The following is a 19,914-nucleotide window of genomic DNA, read 5'->3' as shown; positions in this document are numbered from 1 at the left end:
CCTGTGCCGGGCCCGCTGTGTGTCCGCTGGAGTTACTGGGCTTTGCCGCCCGCGATGATTTCGGCCGAGGCCTTGTCCACCAGTTTGTCGATCTCACCCGACTCACGACGCTGGGTCAGGTAGGCATCGAGCTGGGCAAGGTCGGCAGCAGGCGTGTCATGGGCGAGGGCGAAGGACACCCCTTGCTTGGCCATGGCAGGGACAGGGAGCACTTCCTTGACCCAGCTGTTGGCCATGGCGAACAGGTGGTTGGTGTCGTTGGCGTCGGCGAGCACGTCGGCGCGGCGGGACATCAGCGCCATGCGGGTTTCGTCGGAGCCGGGCAGGCGCATCAGCGTGGCGTTCTTGATGGCGGCGCTGACGGCCTTGTCGGCGGCGGTACCGGAGATGACCGCAATGGTGACGCCTGGTTTGTCGAAATCAGTGATGGCGTTACCGGCACCGCTGAACTTGGGGTTCTTCTCGTTGATAAGCAACGACACCTGGTAGTCGGTGGCCGGGGTCGAGAAGGCCACGGCTTGGGCACGCTCGGGCGTCATGTTCAGCGCCATGGCCATGTCCCACTTGCCGCTTTGCAGGCCGGCCACCTGGTTGTCCCAGCTGGTGTCGACGAATTGCGCTTTGACCTTGAGCACGTTCTCGGCGAAGTCCCGGCACAGGTCGACGAAATAGCCGCTGTACTGCCCGGAGGCCGGGTCGCGCATCACATAGGGGGCTGCGACAGCTGCGCCGCAACGCAGTACGCCGGCTTTCTGGACGCTTTGCCAGGTGTGGGTGTCGGCGTGCGCCGCAGGTTGCGACAGCAACGCCAGGGCTGCGGTAAGGCATGCAACGCCGGCGCTGACTTTGCGTGAAAGGGACCGTGCCATGTTGAATCTCTCCGGTAATTTGTTTTTGTAGGCAGAAGAGCAAGCAAACGAATCGCTGTGTTTTATTTGAGTGCTGCAATGTGTGCAGCGATGCATTCAGGCTATTGCGACTCTGCGCAAGCTGTCAACACGCTTGAAAGAATTTTTTGACGCAAAGCGCCCCCGATCACCTGCAAAAGTGATTGGGGAAAACGCTATGGGGGAGGGGGGGCGAAGCTAGGCGGGGCTGCTGGTCAACTGCAATTCGTTGAGAAAACGCTCAAGGATCATGTTCGGGCGGCGCCCTTTGCGGGTGGCGATGGCGAGCTTGGCATCGAAGTGCAGGCGGTTGGGATCAAGCGCTGCCATGATGCCTTTCTCTACCCAGGTGGCGGCGTAATGATCGGGCAGGAAACCGATGTAGCTGCCGGTGAGGATAAGAAACGCGATCCCCTCGCGGTCAGTCGCTGAAGCCGCGAAGTTGAGCAGTTGGTGCAGCCCGATTGCCTCGGCGGTCATCCGGTAGGTCGGCACGACGGCATCGGCCAGGGCCAGTTGTTCGTCGGTGACACTGGCGGCATGGGTGAACAGCGGATGCTCGTGGCTGCAATACAGGTTTGAACGTTCCTCGTACAGCAGGCTGTAATCCAGGCCGGACAGGGGCGAAATCAGCGGCACTGCGCCAACGTGCAGGTGGCCATCCAGCAGGCCGCGTTCGATTTCACCGGGGGTACTCATGCTGAGGTTGATGCGTACGCCGCTGCCCTCGGCGCGCACGGCCTTCAGCGCATGGGTGATGCGCATCTTCGGCTGGGTGACCAGGTTGTTGACGATTGCGACGTTGAGGTCGCCACGTAGCTGTTGGTGCATCTGGTTCACTTCGCTGCGAAAGCCCTCGATGGCCACCAGCACGGTTTCACTGGCGCGCAGCACCTCACGGCCTTCGTCGGTAAGGGCAAAACCTGCGCGGCCCCGCTGGCACAAGCGCATCCCCAGGCGCTTTTCCAGGTCGCCCATGTGCAAGCTGATGGCGGAGCGGGTGATGCCCAGCGCACTTTCGGCGCCCGAAAAACTGCCGCACTCGGCGACGGTCTTGAAAACCCGCAGCAGCCTGAGATCAAAATCACTTACCTGATGCAGGGGCGTCTTCTTGGTCATGCGTGAGTTATCCAGTAACTGAGTGCAAGAAAATATAGATTTATCGCACATGACTTTCCAGCACAAGCTAGGCGCATCACTCCACGCTCAGGATTACCGTCATGAACCAGGCCCTGCAGACACCTCTCTCCTTGGCCAGTGGCCTGCAGCTTGAATCGCACTGGATGCCGTTTTCCTCGAACCGGAATTTCAGGAAAGACCCACGCTTCATCGTGGGTGCCAAAGGTAATCGCCTGATCGATGAACATGGCCGCGAGGTGTTCGATAGCCTCTCGGGGTTGTGGACCTGCGGCGCGGGCCATTCCCGGCAGGAAATTGCTGACGCAGTCGCGAAGCAACTGGTGTCCCTGGATTACTCGCCAGCGTTTCAGTATGGCCACCCCCTGTCGTTCCAGCTGGCTGAAAAGATCGCCGGTTTGGTACCAGGTAATCTCAATCACGTGTTCTTTACGGGGTCGGGGTCGGAGAGTGCCGATACCGCTATCAAGATGGCCCGCGCGTACTGGCGCCTTAAAGGTCAGCCACAAAAAACCAGGCTGATTGGCCGTGCCCGCGGCTATCACGGCGTAAACGTTGCTGGCACCTCGCTGGGTGGTATTGGCGGCAACCGCAAGATGTTCGGCCCCTTGATGGAGGTGGACCACCTGCCGCACACCTTGCAGCCAGGCCTGGCGTTCACCAAGGGGGCCGCCGAGACGGGTGGCGTGGCCTTGGCCAATGAATTGCTGAAGCTGATCGAGCTGCATGATGCCTCCAACATCGCGGCAGTCATCGTCGAGCCGATGTCCGGTTCGGCGGGTGTCATCGTGCCGCCGCAAGGCTACCTTCAACGCCTGCGCGAAATCTGCGACCAGCACAACATCCTGCTGATCTTCGATGAGGTCATCACGGCGTTCGGGCGCCTGGGCAGCATGACCGGTGCCGAGTACTTCGGCGTTACCCCAGACCTGATGAACATTGCCAAGCAGGTCACCAACGGTGCCATCCCGATGGGCGCCGTGGTTGCCTCCAGCGAGATCTACAACACCTTCATGTACCAGGCGTCACCCGAATACGCGGTGGAGTTCGCCCACGGTTACACCTATTCGGCCCACCCGGTTGCCTGCGCAGCGGCCCTGGCCACCCTGGACCTGCTGGAAAAGGACAACCTGGTCCAGCAGTCGGCAGAACTGGCCCCGCATTTCGAGCAGGCCATTCATGGCCTGAAGGGCAGCCGGCACATCGTCGACATCCGCAACTGCGGCCTGGCCGGTGCGTTGCAGATTGCGCCGCGCGATGGCGATGCGCTTGTTCGCCCGTTCGAGGCGGGCATGGCGTTGTGGAAAGCAGGTTTCTACGTGCGCTTTGGCGGCGACACCTTGCAGTTCGGCCCAACGTTCAACACCCAACCCCAGGAACTGGATCGCCTGTTCGATGCCGTGGGCGAAGCCTTGCACGGTATCGACTGATCAGCATGCGCCCGTGCGACGGGCGCTTCCTTAATACAACAAACAGACAGCTTGGCACCAAGCTCGAGGAAAGAAGATGGCAACTATCAAGCACTTGATCCATGGTGAGCACATCGCGGACGACGCCCGCACCACGGATGTGTTCAACCCGTCCACTGGCCAGGCTATCCACAAACTGGGCCTGGCGAGCCGCGCCACCGTGCAAAAGGTCATCGAGTCGGCCCAGGCCGCCTTCCCGGCCTGGCGCAACACCCCGCCGGCCAAGCGCGCCCAGGTGATGTTCCGCTTCAAGCAACTGCTGGAGGCGAACGAGCAGCGTATTGCCCAGCTGATCAGCGAAGAGCACGGCAAAACCATCGAAGATGCCATCGGTGAACTCAAGCGCGGTATCGAGAACGTCGAGTTCGCCAGTGCCGCCCCCGAAATCCTCAAGGGCGAGTACAGCCGCAACGTGGGCCCGAACATCGATGCCTGGAGCGACCTGCAGCCCATCGGCGTGGTCGCCGGTATCACCCCGTTCAACTTCCCGGCCATGGTGCCACTGTGGATGTACCCCCTGGCGATTGCCTGCGGTAACTGCTTTATCCTCAAACCGTCCGAGCGCGACCCAAGCTCGACGCTGCTGATCGCCGAACTGCTGCACGAAGCCGGCCTGCCAAAAGGCGTGCTGAACGTGGTGCACGGTGACAAGGAAGCGGTGGACGCACTGATCGAGGCGCCAGAAGTGAAGGCCCTGAGCTTCGTCGGTTCGACCCCGATCGCCGAATACATCTACGCCGAAGGCACCAAGCGCGGCAAGCGCGTGCAAGCCTTGGGGGGCGCCAAGAACCACGCGGTGCTGATGCCGGACGCCGAACTGGACAACGCCGTCAGCGCGCTGATGGGCGCCGCCTACGGTTCGTGCGGCGAGCGCTGCATGGCGATCTCCGTGGCCGTGTGTGTAGGTGACCAGGTGGCAGACGCCCTGATCGCCAAGCTCGAACCCCAGATCAAGGCGCTGAAAATCGGTGCTGGCACCACCTGCGGCCTGGACATGGGCCCGCTGGTTACCGCGGCTGCGCGTGACAAGGTGCTGGGTTACATCGATGACGGCGTTGCTGCCGGTGCCAAGGTGGTGGTCGATGGCCGTGGTTTCAAAGTGGCTGGCAACGAAGACGGCTACTTCGTGGGCGGTACGCTGTTTGACCGTGTTACGCCGGAAATGCGCATCTATAAGGAAGAAATCTTCGGCCCCGTACTGTGCGTGGTGCGTGTGAACAGCCTGGAAGAGGCGATCCAGCTGATCAACGACCACGAGTACGGCAACGGCACCTGCATCTTCACCCGCGACGGTGAGTCGGCGCGCCTGTTCTGCGACGAGATCGAGGTTGGCATGGTGGGGGTCAACGTCCCGCTGCCGGTACCGGTGAGCTACCACAGCTTCGGCGGCTGGAAGCGTTCGCTGTTCGGCGACCTGCACGCCTACGGCCCGGACGGTGTGCGCTTCTACACCCGCAAGAAGGCGATTACCCAGCGCTGGCCGAAACGCACCAGCCATGAGGCTGCGCAATTCGCTTTCCCTAGCAACAGCTAAGGCATGACGTGTTCGAGTGGCAGCGCCATTGGTTGTTCTGACGGAGAAAGCCGATGGCGCTGTTGCTCAACCCCCCGTAGCGCTGCTACGGGCCCCCGGTAAAGGCCGGGATTCATTCTCACCCTTTGTCAAAAGCCTTGGCTGGAGACCTCGCCGCCACCACGCTGGCGGCTTTTCTTTGTCAGGCTGATCAATTAGAGGTCGCTGTGCATCATGGCAATCACCAATGAATACGTTAAAGGTCTGGACCGCGAATATGTGTTCCACTCGTGGTCGACGCAAGGTTCACTCAACCCCCTGGTGATCGCAGGCGGGGAGGGGTGCACGGTATGGGACCACGACGGCAAGCGCTATCTGGACTTCTCCAGCCAGCTGGTCAATACCAACCTGGGTCATCAGCATCCGGCAGTCATCAAAGCGGTCCAGGAACAGGCCTCTACGTTGATGACCGTGGCTCCGGCCACCGCCAACCTGGCGCGAGGCGAAGCGGCCAAGCGCATCATTGAGCAAGCACCGAAGGGCTTCAAAAAGGTCTTCTTCACCAACGGCGGCGCTGATGCCAATGAAAACGCCATGCGCATGGCGCGGCTGTTCACCGGGCGTGACAAAGTGCTGTCCGCCTACCGGTCGTATCATGGCAATACCGGCTCCGCGATCGTCGCTACTGGCGATCCTCGTCGCGTGCCGAACGAGTACGCTCGTGGCCACGTGCATTTTTTCACTCCGTATCTGTACCGCAGCGAGTTCAGCGCGCAGAACGAGGCTGAGGAGACCGAACGTGCACTGCGGCATTTGCGCCGCGTCATCGAAGCCGAAGGTTCCAGTTCGATCGCTGCCATTCTGCTCGAAAGCCTGCCTGGCACTGCCGGTATCCTGATGCCGTCTGCCGCCTACATGCAGGGCGTGCGCGAACTGGCAACCGAGTTCGGCATCATGCTGATTCTCGATGAAGTGATGTCGGGTTTTGGCAGGACCGGCAAGTGGTTCGCCCTGGAGCACTATGGTGTCGTGCCAGACCTCATCACTTTCGCCAAGGGCGTCAACTCGGGCTACGTCCCTGTGGGCGGTGTTGTAATTTCGGAGCAGATTTCCACCTACTTCGATACCCACTTCTTCCCGGGCGGCCTGACCTATTCCGGGCATCCACTGGCCATGGCTTCGATCGTTGCCGCCATCGATGCCATGCGCAAGGAGCAGGTGGTCGAGAACGCACTGTACATCGGCACCGAGGTGCTGGGCCCGCGCCTGCGCGAGCTGCAGCAGCGTCACGCTGCAATCGGTGAAGTCCGTGGTGCCGGCGTGTTCTGGGCGCTGGAGCTGGTCAGCGACAAACAAAGCCGTGCCCCGCTGGCTGCCGACAAGATGCTGGCGATCAAAGCCAAGTTGCTGGAACGTGGCCTGCTGCCATTCGTGGTCGAAAACCGCATTCATGTGGTGCCACCTTGCGTTGTCAGTGCGCAAGAGATCGAAGAGGGCGTTGCCATTCTGGATGAAGTGATCGGCTCGGTGCTGGGTTAATACGCACAGCGAAAAAGCCGGCATTCTCCAGTAATGCCGGCTTTTGGTTTTCAGGGGCAGCCCGTAAGTTCAGACGATGAAGTTCACCAAGCGGTTAGGTACCACGATCATTCTCCCCGCACCTTCCATATACTTGCTCAATGCCCCATCGCAGAGCGCTTGGCCGCGGATCGTGTCATGGTCGGCGTTGGCCTTTACGAGAATCTCCCCGCGCAGCTTGCCATTCACCTGCACCATCATCCTCACTTCATCCTGTTTCAGGGCTTCGCTGTCCGGGGTCGGCCAGGCACTGTCGTAGATTGCGCCAGGCAACGCCAGTGCTTCCCAGAGTACCTGGGTAATATGCGGCGTCACCGGATGCAGCACTTGCAGGAGAATGGACATGGTGTCCCGGCATACCTGGTGGCCAGCGCTGCGGGCTCCCTCGAGCACCTTGAGCATCTTCATGGCGCCCGAGACGACGGTGTTGTACTGGAGGCGCTCATAGTCGTTATTGATCTGCTGCAGCAGGCCATGGGTCTCGAAGCGCACACGGCTGGCTTGCGCGGCATCCGTCACCAGGTCGGCACCTTCTTCCCAGCGGGCTTGCTCGTCAACGGCAAACTTCCAGAGACGGCGCAGAAAGCGATAAGCCCCTTCGACACCGCTATCGCTCCAGATCGTGCTCTGGTCCGGAGGCCCTGCGAAGATGGTAAACAGGCGTGCAGTGTCGGCGCCGAACCGGTTGATGATGTCCTTGGGCTCGACCACGTTGTTCTTCGACTTGGACATCTTCTCCACCCCGCCCAGGCTCACGGGCAAGCCATCCTCCACCGCAGTGGCGCTGACCGGGCGGCCTTTCTCATCGTAGTGAACCATTACCTCTGAGGGGTAGAACCAACGCCGGCTGCCGTCTTCGGCCTTGCGGTAGTAACTCTCTCGCAGCAGCATGCCTTGGGTGAACAGGTTCTTGAACGGCTCACTGAAGTCCACCAGTCCCTCGTCGCGCATCGCCTTGGTCCAGAACCTGGCGTAGAGCAGGTGCAGCACTGCATGCTCGATGCCGCCGATGTACTGGTCGATGGGCATCCAGTAGCGATTGCCAGGCCCGACCATCGAGCTATGGCAATCCGGGTCGCAGTAGCGCATGAAGTACCAGCTCGAATCGACGAAGGTATCCATGGTGTCCGTTTCCCGAAGCGCGGGCGCGTCACAACGCGGACATGCGACGTGGCGGAACGCATCATGCTGCTGCAGCGGGTTGCCACTGCCATCGGGAATGCAGTCGGTCGGCAATACCACCGGCAGGTCCGCATAAGGCACCGGTACATCGCCACAGTGTTCGCAATGGATGATAGGAATCGGTGTTCCCCAGTAGCGCTGCCGCGATATGCCCCAGTCACGCAAGCGCCAAGTGGTGGCTTGCTCGCCGCATTCGCGCTCAGCCAGGGCATCGACGATCGCCAGAGACGCCTGATCCACCGTAAGGCCATCGTAGGCGCCTGAATTGATCAGGCGACCTTCCCGTGTGGCGTAGCGGTCCGACCATATGGCAGGGTCATAGGCCGCCCCTTCGAAAGCAATGACGGGGCGCACCGGCACGCCGTACTGACGGGCAAAGTCGAAATCACGCTCATCGTGGGCCGGCACCCCCATCAAAGCGCCTTCACCGTATTCACCGAGCACATAATTGGTGATCCAGACGGCGACCGGTGCGGCTGTCAGTGGGTGCTCGACGTGCAAGCCGCTGGGGATGCCCAGCTTCGCCTGTGCGCCGGCGTCAGGGCTGGCCTGTGCTGACTGCCGGCACGCCTGCACCTGTTGTTCGAGTCCAGGCTCGAGCTCAATGGCTCGTTTTGCCAGAGGATGATCTGGGGAAACAGCGCAGAATGTCACACCCATCAGTGTATCGACGCGCGTGGTGAATACCCACAGCTTGCCCGCGTCTATCAACTGCCCGCTGGCATCTTCGATCGCGTGGCGGAAGGCCAGGCGCACGCCGCTGACCTTGCCAACCCAGTTGCGCTGCATGCTGCGAACCATGTCCGGCCAGCCTTCCAGGGTATCGATGCCCGACAGCAGCTCTTCGCGATACTGCGTGATGCGCAGGTAGTAGCCAGGAATCTCGCGCTTCTCCACCAGCGCTCCGGATCGCCAACCCCGTCCATCTACCACCTGCTCATTGGCGAGCACGGTCTGGTCGATGGGGTCCCAGTTGACGATCTGGGTTTTCTTGTAGGCCACGCCCTTTTCCAGCAGTTTCAGGAAGAACCACTGGTTCCACTTGTAGTATTGCGGATCGCAGGTGGCGATTTCCCGTGACCAGTCAAACGCCAGCCCGAGCGGTTGCATCTGCGACTTCATGTCGGCAATGTTCAACCGTGTCCATTCGGCTGGGGGCACGCCCGATTGCATGGCGGCATTTTCCGCCGGCAGGCCGAAAGCATCCCACCCCATCGGCATCAGGACGTTATAGCCCTTCATCCGCAAGTGGCGCGCCAACATGTCGTTGATCGTATAGTTGCGCACATGGCCCATATGCAATTTTCCCGAGGGGTAGGGCAGCATGGAGCAGGCATAGAATTTCGGCCGACTTTCGTCTTCGGTAGCCTTGAAGACTTCCGCGCGAAGCCATTTGGCCTGGGCTGTGCTTTCAATCCAGGCAGGATCATACTGCTGTCGCATAGGCGCTCCTCGATGTTACTTGTGCCAAGTGGGACTCAATCGCTCGACTCATGCGTTTTTTGTAGCGCGCCACCCATGCTAAACATACCTCTCCCTTTTGAGGCTGAAATGGGTCTCCTGGCTCAACTGCCTCGTGATGATGAAACCTGAGAAGGCGCGATTCCCAAACCCACCGTCAACAGGCAGGCGCCTCCCAGCGCCAGCCCGAACAATCCGTATAGGGTCCAACTCAGCGCGAACCCTAGGTCGGAGATCAAGGAGGCACTCAATCCCACAGAAACCATTCTGGCGACTGCGAGCAGGATGGGAATCAGCGAAAAAAGGGTTGCCTGGGCCTGCAATGAGGTCTTTTGGGAAATCAGCGCGGTCATATGGGTGATCCCAAGAATCTCTCCCATCGTCCAGAACAAGACGAACGACAGGATCAGCGCGGTATGCTCGAAGAACGCGTAAGCGCCAAATCCGATGCCGTAGAATATGCTCGCCATCGCCAGATTGGTGAGCGTGCTGAGTCGAGAAGTCAAGGCGATCAACGGCTGTGTGATCAGGACGACCAGCAACGCATTGACGAGCCCCACGGCTGCAAACATGCTGGCTGCGCTGCCGACGGTCTTCAGGTCGAGCCAAAGCGGCAACTGGTACTCACGCTGCGCGTCCAGTACCGATACGGCGAAAAATAGTGCGCTGGCAATTATCACGATCTTCGGTATTTCTACTATCTCGCGCAAGATCGCAGGTAGAGCCTGTGGTGCATGAGCCTGTCGCTCGGGCAGGGGCAGTAAAGCACTGGCCAGTAGACATGAAATGCTGACACCGGCGGCGAACACCATCAGGTAATGACTGTGAAGGCCGAGCAAATAGCCACCGATGACGAACAGCAGTGCCGCGCCTATGTTGCTGGCAAGGTGCAAATAGCCGAAGTACGCAATGCGGTTGGCGTCATTGGCCGCCAGCGAGGTCAGCATGCTGAACGCTGGCGTGCTCGCTCCTGCGCACAGTATGAACAGCAGCACCATGGCGATTGACGCAGTCGGTGGGGTAAGCATTATCGCGAGCACCAGAACGATAAATGAGCACGAACTGGTGCCGAGTAACAACGGGCGAAAGGCGTAGCGACTGGCCAACGCCCCTCCCAACAGATTGCCCGTCAGGTAGAACGCCGATGCGAGAGTGATCACCAATGCCACCGCCGGACCATCGAGTCGGTAGTGGCGGTTGAAAAACAAAGCAGCGAACGGCCCCAGCGCGTTGGCCAGGACGAAAAGCAGACGAAGCGCAAAGATGTTGCGCATAGTCGCCGGCAACCCCTCGCCTTTGAAGAGTCTACTCATTTGAGACCCCTTGGGGTGTCACGATCGTGCGCTGTGCTTGCCATGTGGTATGCATGCCCAGTATCCGTCTGGATGATGACGAGAGCGGCTCGATAAAGAAGGTACGATCTATGGCAACCTCAACGAGCAATCTCGGCTTGATTATCCCCGGAAAGCCGATCCACTTTGCCGCTGCGACAATTTTCATATCGGTCAGGACAAGATTTGTGGCGGATGTCGACACACCGGGCAGGCTCGTACTCGCCAGCGAGGCTAGTGTGAGCTCGCGGAACACCGGGTTGCTTACATTGAGCAGCAAGATTGACTTCATGGCACTTGGCATCCCTAGCCGTAGGGTTTCAAAGACAACATCGAACCGTCTTTGAGTCGTGTGATCCAACGATTGTTGCTGCCCATCGGAATACGGTAATGGTCAAGCACCGTATCTAGGTTGAGTTGGCCGCATTCGCGCCCCCATTTCAGGAACAGGCGCTTGGCTTTTATGCTGGTACAGCGCTGGAGTAGATCACCTACGATATGTGGACACATTACTTTGACTTGGGAGAACGCAATATAGGCGTCCTCTAAAGATTGCTTGTCGCCCACGTCGTAGAGCATTTCCAGCAGTGCACGTTCTGCCGTGGAGCATTTGATGTTGCCCAGTACGGGTCTTGCATGGGTCAAGGTCTGCTCAGGTATGCTCGGTGCCTGCCAATCGAAAAGACGGGCATGACGGTAGCGCACTGAAAATCGCTCGGAAAACCAGCGTGGCAAGCTCGTGCGCGCATCTCCCCATAGAACTAGCGGCGCGCTGTCGCGCTCCAGAAGCGCGCTAGCCCCCCCGACATGCAGTCCTTCGATTTGCATGGCCAAGTAGGTAAGCGCCGACGGTAGGCTCAACGAATCGCCGGGAAACACGTAAATGCCATGCGCTATACGGGTCAACCAGCCACTTTTCGCGTAGCAAGCCGCACGCTGATTGGAAATACCGATTTTCTGCAGTGCCGAGAGATTCAGTAGCATGCCGCGTGGCATGGTCTTGTAGAGCTCCTTGATCAACGAATAATGATGACGCCCTTTCATCCCTTGCACCCTGAGTCTGTACGATCGTGAAAACCCCAGCACCGGCCTGGGCTATGAGCACTATCGAATGGATAGTTTCACATCCGCCCAGCCAGCACCGGTGCCAGCCCCTATCAACGCCTTCAGGAATACCTTCAGGTCCGACTTCGCCGGTATCGCGACGCGCAACATGTTATTGAGCAGACCGAAGCTGTGGGGGTACCCGGTGCAGTGGTTCACGCGGATGTTGTGCTGGGCGAAGGCGCGCGCGCGATGCGGCCATCGGCCTGGTCCTGCAGTAGAAGGAAATTGGTGTCGCTGCCATACGCTACGATCCCGTGCGCACGGCAGACTTCGAGGATCTCGCCCTTGATCTGATTGAGAATTCCATGGGCCAAGCGCAACTCATACTGATTACGCAGGCAATACAACGCCGCTTTGATCGCAATATGATTGACGTCCCAGGGACCTCGTACTTTCAGCAACTCGCGCACCGAGTCGGGGTGGGTGACCACGTACCCTAAGCGCAGTCCCGCTAGCCCGAAGTACTTGGAGAACGAGCGGATGACGAACAATTGCTTGACCCCACTGAAGCTATCCAGGCAAGACTGCTGCAGGTATTCGAAGTAGCACTCGTCAACGATGACGGGTTTATCCTGCCTGACGCACGCCTCCACTAGTACCTGCATGTGCTCCGTTTCCAGGCGCCCACCCAATGGATTGTTAGGGTTGCACAGGATCAGCCCTTGGCTTGTCGACAAGGCGTCGAGCACCGCCCCGATGGGCAGCACAAAACCCTGTGCTTGTCGCTCGTACCCCACGACGACCGGCGTGACGCCATTGATGTCGAGCATCTGGTAGTAGAAGGAAAACACCGGTGAAGGAATGACAACGCGATCACCAGGGGAAAACATCAAGCGCAGCAGCAGGTCGATGGCTTGATCTGCGCCGTTGGTCAACAGCACGTGCTGCGTGGGCACTTTGCAGTAGCTGGCCAACTCCACGAGCAAAGGCTGGTAGTTTGGGTAGGTGAACAGGTCCTGGGGCTGGAGCTGCGTAGCAATGAAGCGTGCGAGAAACTGTTGCAGGAACTGGTTTTCGTTTAAATCCAGCAATACTGAACTCAGGTCACGTGCCGGTGCTTTCCACAGTCCCGAATCGAGAATATGTGCATCAAACTTCATGAGCATGTGCTCCCATAAATGATCTGTTCGCCGAGCTCATACATGTGTCGCACGTCGTCTTCGCTGGCGAAGACAATCGGTGTGCCGGTGGCCGCCGACAGCTGCTGACAGATAATCAATCGGCGGATTTCCGCGACCAAGGCCACTGCACGATGGTACGCCTGCGAAAGATCGCGGCCGAAGCTGGTGATGCCGTGACCTGGCATGACGATGCAGTTGGTGTCACCCGCGCAGCGACCGATAACGCTCACATCCAGCTCAACATTGACGCCTTCGCCAAGAATGCAAGGTGGCTTGCCCATAACGAGCGCGGTATCGTTCGACACGTACCTCATCTCTCGCCATTGCATGACGGCATAAAACGCAATGACATCATCGGGGTGCAGGTGCACGGTGGCATGGATATCGGGGCGCCAGCGCATGATTTCGCGGTGCATCTGATGCCCCAGGCTGGGGCGGCAGCGTCCGTGCAGTAGCTCGTCGGACTGCATGTCCAGCACGGCCAGGTTCTCAAGGCCGGACTCTTCCAGCGACAGGCCTAGGTGCTTGGTGTATATCACCTCGCGCTTCCAGAAAGGACATTGCGTGCGCACCGCGATGTTGCCCAGGGTATTGACGAGCAGTTCGCGTGTAGCAAGGCGCTGGCCGTACTGCAGGATGCTGGCGCCGATTGCCATGTCGAACCATGTGGGTAGGTTGGACTGTGAAGCCTCAAGGCTCACGAGGTTCATTTCAGACATGTGTGTTCGCCTCCTGTGCGATGCAATCGGGATTGACCAGGGTCTTGACCCTGTCTCCGCGCAGGAGCGCGATCATCGTTTGGAGTGCGTTGCGCTTAAGATCAGCCAGCGAGCGTTCGCTGTAGAAAGCTGCATGAGGGGTCATCAGCACACGCTCATGTTCCAGCAGAGCTTCGGGCACGAAAGGCTCCTCCTGGACCACATCCAGCAGCGCCATCGATATGGCACCGGACTGCAGGGCGCGAAGCAATGCCTCGGAGTCGACGATAGCGCCGCGTGCGGTATTGATCAGCGTCGCCCCACGCTTCACTTGCGCAAAGCGAGTATCGTTTAGCAGGTGTCGGCTGTGCCCGGTGAGCGGCAGATGCAGGGAAATGACATCAGCCTGCCCGAGCAGTGTGTCCAGAGTCATTCGCTGTGCCAGCCCTAAGGGGCATCGCTCAATTCGCGGGTCGTAGAAACACAGTCGATACCCCAGCGCCGATGCCCTGTATGCCAAGGCCTGCCCGATCTCACCGTATCCCACTAGCCCCAGCACGGTATCACTGCAGGATTTCACCGTGCCGTGATGATGGCGCCAGCTCCAGCCGCCTTCGCGGGTATGCCTAGCAAAGTCCGACAGTTTGCGTTGGGCCATCAGGATGAGTGCAAGTGCATGCTCCGCGACTTCTTGCGCGCCTACCGAGCCAATGTTGGAGCAGAGGATGCCTTTTGCACTAAGGGCCTCAATATCGACGTCGTCGAGGCCGATGGTCGCTTTCACCAGTGCTCGGCAACGATGCATCCTGGCCACCAGGGGGGCGTCGATGGGCACAGCGTGAAAGGCGATTATCCCGTCAGCGCGTGCCAGTTGCTCATCCGAAGGATTGGTGGTGACCTCCAGGGTATGACCGTCGTATGCTGCCCCTGCGCTGTACTCTCCGCTATTGACGTAGTTAATTCTCTGCGAATCGATCAGCAATATGTTCATGTGTTTCCCTACTCCCAAACCGTATCCATGCCAGGTCAGCACCCTATGCGGGGCTCGCCTGGGCCGTTGAAATAGTTGCAGTACTGACCGAATTTTCCTGCGCTGGCCGTTTCGTAGATGCAGGCAGCGACCACCATGTCCTGACTGGCGTGCCCTACGTTGCGAAAGTAACTCCACTTTGGCTTTTGAGTGATGGGCACGGTTGGCTCAATCACCAAGTTGCTGATCTGGCGGATTTCGCCTTCGCTGATCACCGCCGTCGCCAGGGCCCGGGCGATTTCTCCCGATTCATGACGGGCCGAGTGGAGATGATCGACATGAACCAGGGCATCAGCCAGTAATCGCGGATCGATCTCGCATGCGGCGAGTGTGCTGCCTCCCACTGCGTTGATATGTGCGAACGGCTTGAGCAAGTCTGAAGTGATCAGTGGCGTCGGGCTGGAGTGAGAGGTGGTGGTGCAGATAATGTCCGCGTCGGCCAGCGCGGCTCGCAGGCTGTCGACCGCCTCAATCGGCAAACAGAGCTCGATGGACAATCGCTGGGCCAGCGCCACGCTCTGCTCCAGGCGCCGCGAAAAAATCCGCACCTGCCCCAGTTCGCGAACGGCAGCCATGGCTCTAGCATGGGCGGCGGCTTGGGTCCCGGCACCGATCACTGCCAAGTTGAGGCGTCTCAGCGGGCACAGCTTGTCGGTGGCCAGTGCGCTCATCGCACTGGTGCGTATCGCTGTCAGGGCTGCGCTGTCCAACATGGCCAGCAGTCGGCCAGTTCCCGGCTCGATCAGCAAGACGGCGCCATTGACCGCCGGTAACCCCCGTGCGCGATTGCTAGCGTGAAACGACGAAACCTTGATCCCAAGGGTGGGTTGCTCGGGGAGGTAAGCAGGCATGAACAGGGAAAATGCATTTGCGCACTGGTGAGTGATCATCAATCGATCAGGAACCACAGGGGGCGACGAGGCAAACTTTCGGTGCGCATCTTCCAGCGCACGAACAACCCGCGGTAGTTCTACAGACTGTTCGATGTCTTGCTGATTGAGGAGCAACATGCGTTTTCCTCCCTTCATTGGTCCAGATTCGTAGTGGCCAGGGGACTTGCGTCGGTTCTCAGGCTTGAGTCCCGCCATCCACCGGCATCGCGATGCCAGTCACGAACGAAGCGTCTTGGGAGGAAAGCCAGCAAACAGCGCTGGCCACCTCCTGTGCTTCGCAGATGCGATTGAGTGGGTGAGAGCTGCCTGCTTCCTCCAAGGCGGCGCCAAGAACGCTTTCCGACAGAGGGGTACGGACGAATGCCGGACATACCGCGTTGATGCGGATCCCGAAGGGGGCATACTCGCGGGCTGCTGCACGGGTCATGCCCACCAGTGCGTGTTTACTCGCGGAGTACGCTGAGCCGCCTGTGGCACTTGCACGTATACCGGCTAGTGAAGCGACGTTGACGATGCTACCGGCGCGCGCCAGCCTCATCGCTGGCAAGACCGCCTTCATGCACAGCCAAGGCGCCCTGACGTTGGTTGCCAGGACATCGTCGAACACTGTGTCGTCGTAATCCTCGGTGCGCGTGAAGGGCGTACCTTCGATACCAATACTGTTGACCAAGCAGGCCACCGGCGAATGATCGCTTTTGATCATGCGAAAGCACTCGCTCAGTTGGCGGGCATCACGCAAGTCGACGGTATAGCTGTGGGCAACCCCTCCGGCCTCATGAATGCGTTCGCACACCTCACGATTGAGTGTGCCTCGGCGCCCGCAAATAACCACTTCGTATCCCTGCGTGGCGAAACGTAAGGCGCAGGCTTCTCCGATACCGGAGTTACCGCCGGTAATCACTGCCAGTCTGCTCATGGCATGCTTCCAAGGTTGATATTCAATAAGAGGCGGATGTGCCTTGGCCGATTGGGTATTTTTGGGAGTACCCCCTTTTGGGAACCAGGAAAGTCCGCAGGTAAGTGATTACCGGCGTTGCATCCTGCTTGCGTCCGATGACCTTGATGGTGACGATTCCCTGACCGGGTCGTGAGCGTGACTCCCGCTTAGAAACCACCTCACTTTCGGCGTACAGCGTATCGCCGACATAGACCGGGTTTGGCAGGCGTATTTCATCCCATCCTAGGTTGGCGATGGCCCGCGCACTCATGGTCGCCACGGTCATGCCACTGACAATCGATAGGGTGAGGGAGCTATTGACCAGCAACTTTTCGAACTCGGTGTGCTGCGCATAGGCCGCGTCGATGTGTGCCGGATGGTTATTCATGTTGAACAGTGACTGCCAAATGTTGTCAAGCTCCGTCACCGTGCGCCCCGGACGGTGTTCGAAGACATCGCCTATCACGAACTCCTCGTAGTGCAGACCGTAGGCTTCGCGATAGCGATTGGCTCCGACCTGTTCATGCGCCGCGATCATGGGGTCCATGCTTCTCTCCTTTAAGCCCCAGTTCCTGGGCGCGCTGGATTACCTTCCTGGCTTGTTTCACGAACGGAGGTCCGACCATGAGATTCTTCAGGCGTGTGATCTTGTCACCACTGTGCTTTGCTGCCTCCACCACTGCCAAGGCTTGTTCATATGCAGCGGCAGAGGGGGTGAAAACCATATTGATGGTGGCAATCTGTCGAGGATGAATGGCGGTCTTGCCACTGAACCCCAGTTCTAAAGTGTCCTGACATTCCTTCATCAATCCGTCTTCGTCATCCAGATTGAAGTGCGCCGTATCGAATGCAGGAATGCCGGCTGCGCTGGCCGCCGCGACGATGGTCCCGCGCGCATGCAGGATATTGGTCCAGCCGCCGATTGGTACACCGAGGCTGGCGGCGTAATCGGCCGATCCGAAGATCAGCCCGTCGGCCGTTGCTGCGACTTCGTAGATGGCCCGCATACAGGCTGGCGTCTCGACCGTGACCAGGATCTTCGGGGTTTCACCATCTCGGCACAGATTGGCCCGGACCACATCGATCTCGGCAGTCGCTTCAGTCATGGCCATCACGATGTACTCGGGCCGATGCTCCAGCGCTTGTACCAGCAAGAGATCAAGCAACCCTTCGTTATCGCGAAGCGGGTTGATGCGAAGCGCCGTTCTCTGTGCTACCTGCGAGCGATAGAACTGTTCGACACAGGCACGCGCCTGGACTTTCTGCCCGTGTGGCACACCGTCCTCCAGATCAATCACCATGACATCCGCCAAGGCGCTCTTGACGTACTGTTCAGGGTGCAGCGCGGAGCAGTACAACAGGCTTCTCGGAACGGGCTGGCTCATTATCATGCGCTCAACCATGGGCGCCCGGCAGACCCTGGCGGGCCAGCTCGACCTCGGCGCGTACGGCCGCGCAGAAACCACGGATGTCGTCATGGGACATGTCGGCACGCATCATCACGCGCAGCCCTGACTTGTTCCTGGCGACAATCGGGAAGAAAACGGCGGAGGTGTAGTATCCGCGCTTGAACACAGCCTCGGAAACGCTGACTGCCATGTCGGGGCTGTCCAGGGGAACGACGCGAATCGGCAAGCCAGAGCCCGCATGCTCAGTGGGGAACAGGCTGTCGAACAGCTGGATGTTGGAAGTGAGCTTTTTCTGGAGTTCGCCCAGCTCGAGGGACTGGTGAATGTCCAGCGAAGCCATCGAGGCACCGATGGTGGCTGGATTTACATACTGTGAATAGGACATCGGCCCCCCGAAGCGGCGGAAGATCTGCTGGTACTTTGCCCGTTCGGACATGAAGATCCCGCCGCCGTTGGCTCCGAAGGCCTTGGCCAGGGAATACACCAGCATTGTCCGAGGGTTGAGTTCCGGCATGAAGGTGCGAATGTAGCCCTCGCCCTGTTCGCCATAGGCGCTTAACGAGTGCGAGTCGTCGAAGTAGAGGAATAGCCCGTACTTATCTTGCAATTGCAGGAGACGCTTGATCGGTGCACTACCGCCCATGCTGTAGGCTCCGTCGGCGACATAGGCGACCAGCGGGTGGTTTTTACACATGTCCTCGATGAAGTCGACATCATTGTGGTTACAAGTGACCACTTGGGTCTCGTCCGCGCAGACCGCTTTGACCTGGTTCAAGGCAAAGTGCGCATGCTTGTCGAAGATCATGAACGGACGCTGTCCATCCGTGAAAATGCCGCCTGCCAGCAAAGGCAGCGATGCGACGATCCCCGCGCTGCATGAGGTTGCGGTGAAAGCGCTGCACTTGAAGTGTGCAGACATGGCCAGTTCCAATTCGTCCAGTTCCTTCAGGCGGATCCGGATGCGGGAAGTCGGCAGATTGACTGTGCCGCTTTGTACTACATAGTCTGCCGCGCGTCTGGCCAAGCGTGGGTCGATCTCCAGCCCGAGATAGGAACACGAGCACATGTTCATGAACTCGTGCCCGTTCTGGTCAACCATGCGGCTGCGCTCGACATGCCTGACGCTCAAGTCGGTCAACCCGGAGTTTTGTGCGAGCTGCCAGGAGGGATTACCAATTTCAACCGTCCTTGCAGTATTTATAAATTGATTCTTCAAGTCAGACATAAGCCTTCCTTTTGCTTGGGTAAAGCGTCGAGAGAAGTTGTCTTTGCGAGTGTGCCGACCTTGTCAGGCATCTATATAGGTTGATCGTGAAGAAACTGGCCTGATTTTAGATGCTGGTCACCGTCGAGAGAGTTCAGCGGTCAGTTGGTCGGTGAGGCCGAATATGGCCAAGACCAAACTTCCATGTCAAGCGTTTCTTTGAGAAAAATGCGGTGATCTATGAATAGTAACACGGAGGGTGAAAATTATTGAGTTATCTAATCTAGGGCGTGCGGGTAGCGGTGTGGGCTCGGAGTTTGGCAAAGACCAGTATTAATTTCGTAAGGGAGGTTATGGATGTGTTTGAATATGTCGATATAGTTGTAGGAAAGTTCATGGTGATACGTAGGAAAAGTCTTTCTGATATGTAGGACTAAGTTACAAAATGTTTGCACCGTGTGCTCTTTTGGAGATATGGACGATGTCGAGGGCGGAGGCTTGTCAGTTCTGCTGACCACGAAGCTGGCTACCGTCTGCGTGTTGTGTGGGCGTGCTAGTCAGTAAGGTACGTAGCAGATCCGCCAGCCCTTTGGGCTGTGCTGTCGCGCAGAGAGCTAAGTAAGGGGCGCCGCAGTTCCCTGTGGGCGTGCCTGCGAGCACCGGCGAAGCCGGTGCCAACCACCGCGTTGCATGCTTCGCGGGCAAGCCCGCTCCCACAGCCACTGCTCAATCGAGGCGTTGGATTAGGGGGAGGGGCTCGAAGGCTTACTGGGCTTCAGCCAGGAACAGCCACGTCTCGATTACCGAATCCGGGTTCAACGAAACACTGTCGATGCCTTGCTCCATCAGCCACTTGGCCAAATCCGGGTGGTCCGATGGGCCCTGGCCGCAAATGCCGATGTACTTGCCGGCCTTGTTGCACGCGGCAATGGCGTTGGCCAGCAGCTTTTTCACCGC

At 59.0% G+C, this 19,914-nt stretch carries 18 protein-coding genes; 3 read left to right on the top strand and 15 right to left on the bottom strand.

The window, feature by feature from the left end:
- Positions 1-32: 32 nt before the first annotated feature.
- Positions 33-869 carry a transporter substrate-binding domain-containing protein gene (locus ACQKPZ_RS05945; protein ID WP_427536124.1) on the bottom strand — a complete coding sequence of 279 codons (837 nt, stop codon included), beginning with the start codon at positions 867-869 and terminating at the stop codon, positions 33-35.
- A gap of 216 nt (positions 870-1,085) precedes the next feature.
- Positions 1,086-2,006, bottom strand: coding sequence for a LysR family transcriptional regulator (locus tag ACQKPZ_RS05940; RefSeq protein ID WP_427536122.1), 921 nt, complete (start codon positions 2,004-2,006; stop codon positions 1,086-1,088).
- Between the two features lie 101 nt (positions 2,007-2,107).
- Here ACQKPZ_RS05940 and ACQKPZ_RS05935 point away from each other — a divergent pair, with 101 nt between their 5' ends.
- From ACQKPZ_RS05935 to ACQKPZ_RS05925, 3 genes are all read left to right on the top strand, one after another.
- Positions 2,108-3,454, top strand: a complete 1,347-nt coding sequence (locus tag ACQKPZ_RS05935) for an aspartate aminotransferase family protein (RefSeq protein ID WP_427536120.1) — start codon at positions 2,108-2,110, stop codon at positions 3,452-3,454.
- A gap of 76 nt (positions 3,455-3,530) precedes the next feature.
- Positions 3,531-5,027: a CoA-acylating methylmalonate-semialdehyde dehydrogenase gene (locus ACQKPZ_RS05930; protein ID WP_427536118.1), complete on the top strand. Its 1,497-nt coding sequence runs from the start codon at positions 3,531-3,533 to the stop codon at positions 5,025-5,027.
- Between the two features lie 213 nt (positions 5,028-5,240).
- The gene (locus ACQKPZ_RS05925) at positions 5,241-6,545 is read left to right on the top strand and encodes an aspartate aminotransferase family protein (protein WP_427536116.1); all 1,305 of its coding nucleotides are present in this window, start codon (positions 5,241-5,243) and stop codon (positions 6,543-6,545) included.
- A gap of 69 nt (positions 6,546-6,614) precedes the next feature.
- Here the strand turns inward: ACQKPZ_RS05925 and leuS are convergent, their stop codons facing one another.
- The 13 genes from leuS to ACQKPZ_RS05860 form a co-directional block, all read right to left on the bottom strand.
- A complete protein-coding gene (leuS, locus tag ACQKPZ_RS05920) occupies positions 6,615-9,209 on the bottom strand; it encodes a leucine--tRNA ligase (RefSeq protein WP_427536114.1) in 2,595 nt (864 codons plus the stop codon).
- A 122-nt stretch (positions 9,210-9,331) separates the two neighbouring features.
- Entirely contained in the window at positions 9,332-10,540 is a 1,209-nt protein-coding gene (locus ACQKPZ_RS05915; RefSeq protein ID WP_427536113.1) for an MFS transporter, read from the bottom strand.
- Entirely contained in the window at positions 10,533-10,850 is a 318-nt protein-coding gene (locus ACQKPZ_RS05910) for a hypothetical protein (RefSeq protein ID WP_427536111.1), read from the bottom strand. The genes ACQKPZ_RS05915 and ACQKPZ_RS05910 overlap by 8 nt, the downstream gene beginning before the upstream one ends.
- Before the next feature lie 14 nt (positions 10,851-10,864).
- Positions 10,865-11,602, bottom strand: a complete 738-nt coding sequence (locus ACQKPZ_RS05905) for a type IV toxin-antitoxin system AbiEi family antitoxin domain-containing protein (RefSeq protein ID WP_427536109.1) — start codon at positions 11,600-11,602, stop codon at positions 10,865-10,867.
- A gap of 215 nt (positions 11,603-11,817) precedes the next feature.
- Positions 11,818-12,765 carry a pyridoxal phosphate-dependent aminotransferase gene (locus ACQKPZ_RS05900; protein ID WP_427536107.1) on the bottom strand — a complete coding sequence of 316 codons (948 nt, stop codon included), beginning with the start codon at positions 12,763-12,765 and terminating at the stop codon, positions 11,818-11,820.
- Positions 12,762-13,505: a class II aldolase/adducin family protein gene (locus tag ACQKPZ_RS05895; protein ID WP_427536105.1), complete on the bottom strand. Its 744-nt coding sequence runs from the start codon at positions 13,503-13,505 to the stop codon at positions 12,762-12,764. The genes ACQKPZ_RS05900 and ACQKPZ_RS05895 overlap by 4 nt, the downstream gene beginning before the upstream one ends.
- Positions 13,498-14,475: a C-terminal binding protein gene (locus ACQKPZ_RS05890; protein ID WP_427536103.1), complete on the bottom strand. Its 978-nt coding sequence runs from the start codon at positions 14,473-14,475 to the stop codon at positions 13,498-13,500. Before ACQKPZ_RS05890 ends, ACQKPZ_RS05895 begins: the two co-directional genes overlap by 8 nt.
- Positions 14,476-14,510: 35 nt before the next feature.
- On the bottom strand, positions 14,511-15,524 hold the full coding sequence (locus ACQKPZ_RS05885; protein ID WP_427536101.1) for an ornithine cyclodeaminase family protein: 1,014 nt from the start codon (positions 15,522-15,524) through the stop codon (positions 14,511-14,513).
- A gap of 58 nt (positions 15,525-15,582) precedes the next feature.
- Complete coding sequence (locus ACQKPZ_RS05880; protein WP_427536099.1) at positions 15,583-16,323, bottom strand: SDR family NAD(P)-dependent oxidoreductase; 741 nt, start codon at positions 16,321-16,323, stop codon at positions 15,583-15,585.
- A gap of 22 nt (positions 16,324-16,345) precedes the next feature.
- Positions 16,346-16,891 carry a MaoC family dehydratase gene (locus ACQKPZ_RS05875; RefSeq protein ID WP_427536097.1) on the bottom strand — a complete coding sequence of 182 codons (546 nt, stop codon included), beginning with the start codon at positions 16,889-16,891 and terminating at the stop codon, positions 16,346-16,348.
- Positions 16,866-17,729 (bottom strand): HpcH/HpaI aldolase/citrate lyase family protein, encoded by an 864-nt coding sequence (locus ACQKPZ_RS05870; protein WP_427536095.1) that lies wholly within the window; start codon positions 17,727-17,729, stop codon positions 16,866-16,868. Before ACQKPZ_RS05870 ends, ACQKPZ_RS05875 begins: the two co-directional genes overlap by 26 nt.
- A gap of 10 nt (positions 17,730-17,739) precedes the next feature.
- Positions 17,740-18,978 (bottom strand): aminotransferase class I/II-fold pyridoxal phosphate-dependent enzyme, encoded by a 1,239-nt coding sequence (locus ACQKPZ_RS05865; protein WP_427536093.1) that lies wholly within the window; start codon positions 18,976-18,978, stop codon positions 17,740-17,742.
- Positions 18,979-19,722: 744 nt separating this feature from the next.
- A partial coding sequence (locus tag ACQKPZ_RS05860) for a putative PEP-binding protein (protein ID WP_427536091.1) occupies positions 19,723-19,914 on the bottom strand: 192 nt, incomplete at its 5' end.

The organism is Pseudomonas sp. NPDC089547, assembly GCF_050280665.1.
Lineage (GTDB): Bacteria > Pseudomonadota > Gammaproteobacteria > Pseudomonadales > Pseudomonadaceae > Aquipseudomonas.
Note: the sequence above shows the minus strand (reverse complement) of the source record. Positions and strands in the feature narration are given on the sequence as shown.

Coding starts and splice junctions, on each gene's coding strand:
- ACQKPZ_RS05945 (WP_427536124.1), bottom strand. CDS start 869: ATGGCACGGTCCCTTTCACGCAAAGTCAGCGCCGGCGTTGCATGCCTT.
- ACQKPZ_RS05940 (WP_427536122.1), bottom strand. CDS start 2,006: ATGACCAAGAAGACGCCCCTGCATCAGGTAAGTGATTTTGATCTCAGG.
- ACQKPZ_RS05935 (WP_427536120.1), top strand. CDS start 2,108: ATGAACCAGGCCCTGCAGACACCTCTCTCCTTGGCCAGTGGCCTGCAG.
- ACQKPZ_RS05930 (WP_427536118.1), top strand. CDS start 3,531: ATGGCAACTATCAAGCACTTGATCCATGGTGAGCACATCGCGGACGAC.
- ACQKPZ_RS05925 (WP_427536116.1), top strand. CDS start 5,241: ATGGCAATCACCAATGAATACGTTAAAGGTCTGGACCGCGAATATGTG.
- leuS (WP_427536114.1), bottom strand. CDS start 9,209: ATGCGACAGCAGTATGATCCTGCCTGGATTGAAAGCACAGCCCAGGCC.
- ACQKPZ_RS05915 (WP_427536113.1), bottom strand. CDS start 10,540: ATGAGTAGACTCTTCAAAGGCGAGGGGTTGCCGGCGACTATGCGCAAC.
- ACQKPZ_RS05910 (WP_427536111.1), bottom strand. CDS start 10,850: ATGAAGTCAATCTTGCTGCTCAATGTAAGCAACCCGGTGTTCCGCGAG.
- ACQKPZ_RS05905 (WP_427536109.1), bottom strand. CDS start 11,602: ATGAAAGGGCGTCATCATTATTCGTTGATCAAGGAGCTCTACAAGACC.
- ACQKPZ_RS05900 (WP_427536107.1), bottom strand. CDS start 12,765: ATGAAGTTTGATGCACATATTCTCGATTCGGGACTGTGGAAAGCACCG.
- ACQKPZ_RS05895 (WP_427536105.1), bottom strand. CDS start 13,505: ATGTCTGAAATGAACCTCGTGAGCCTTGAGGCTTCACAGTCCAACCTA.
- ACQKPZ_RS05890 (WP_427536103.1), bottom strand. CDS start 14,475: ATGAACATATTGCTGATCGATTCGCAGAGAATTAACTACGTCAATAGC.
- ACQKPZ_RS05885 (WP_427536101.1), bottom strand. CDS start 15,524: ATGTTGCTCCTCAATCAGCAAGACATCGAACAGTCTGTAGAACTACCG.
- ACQKPZ_RS05880 (WP_427536099.1), bottom strand. CDS start 16,323: ATGAGCAGACTGGCAGTGATTACCGGCGGTAACTCCGGTATCGGAGAA.
- ACQKPZ_RS05875 (WP_427536097.1), bottom strand. CDS start 16,891: ATGGACCCCATGATCGCGGCGCATGAACAGGTCGGAGCCAATCGCTAT.
- ACQKPZ_RS05870 (WP_427536095.1), bottom strand. CDS start 17,729: ATGAGCCAGCCCGTTCCGAGAAGCCTGTTGTACTGCTCCGCGCTGCAC.
- ACQKPZ_RS05865 (WP_427536093.1), bottom strand. CDS start 18,978: ATGTCTGACTTGAAGAATCAATTTATAAATACTGCAAGGACGGTTGAA.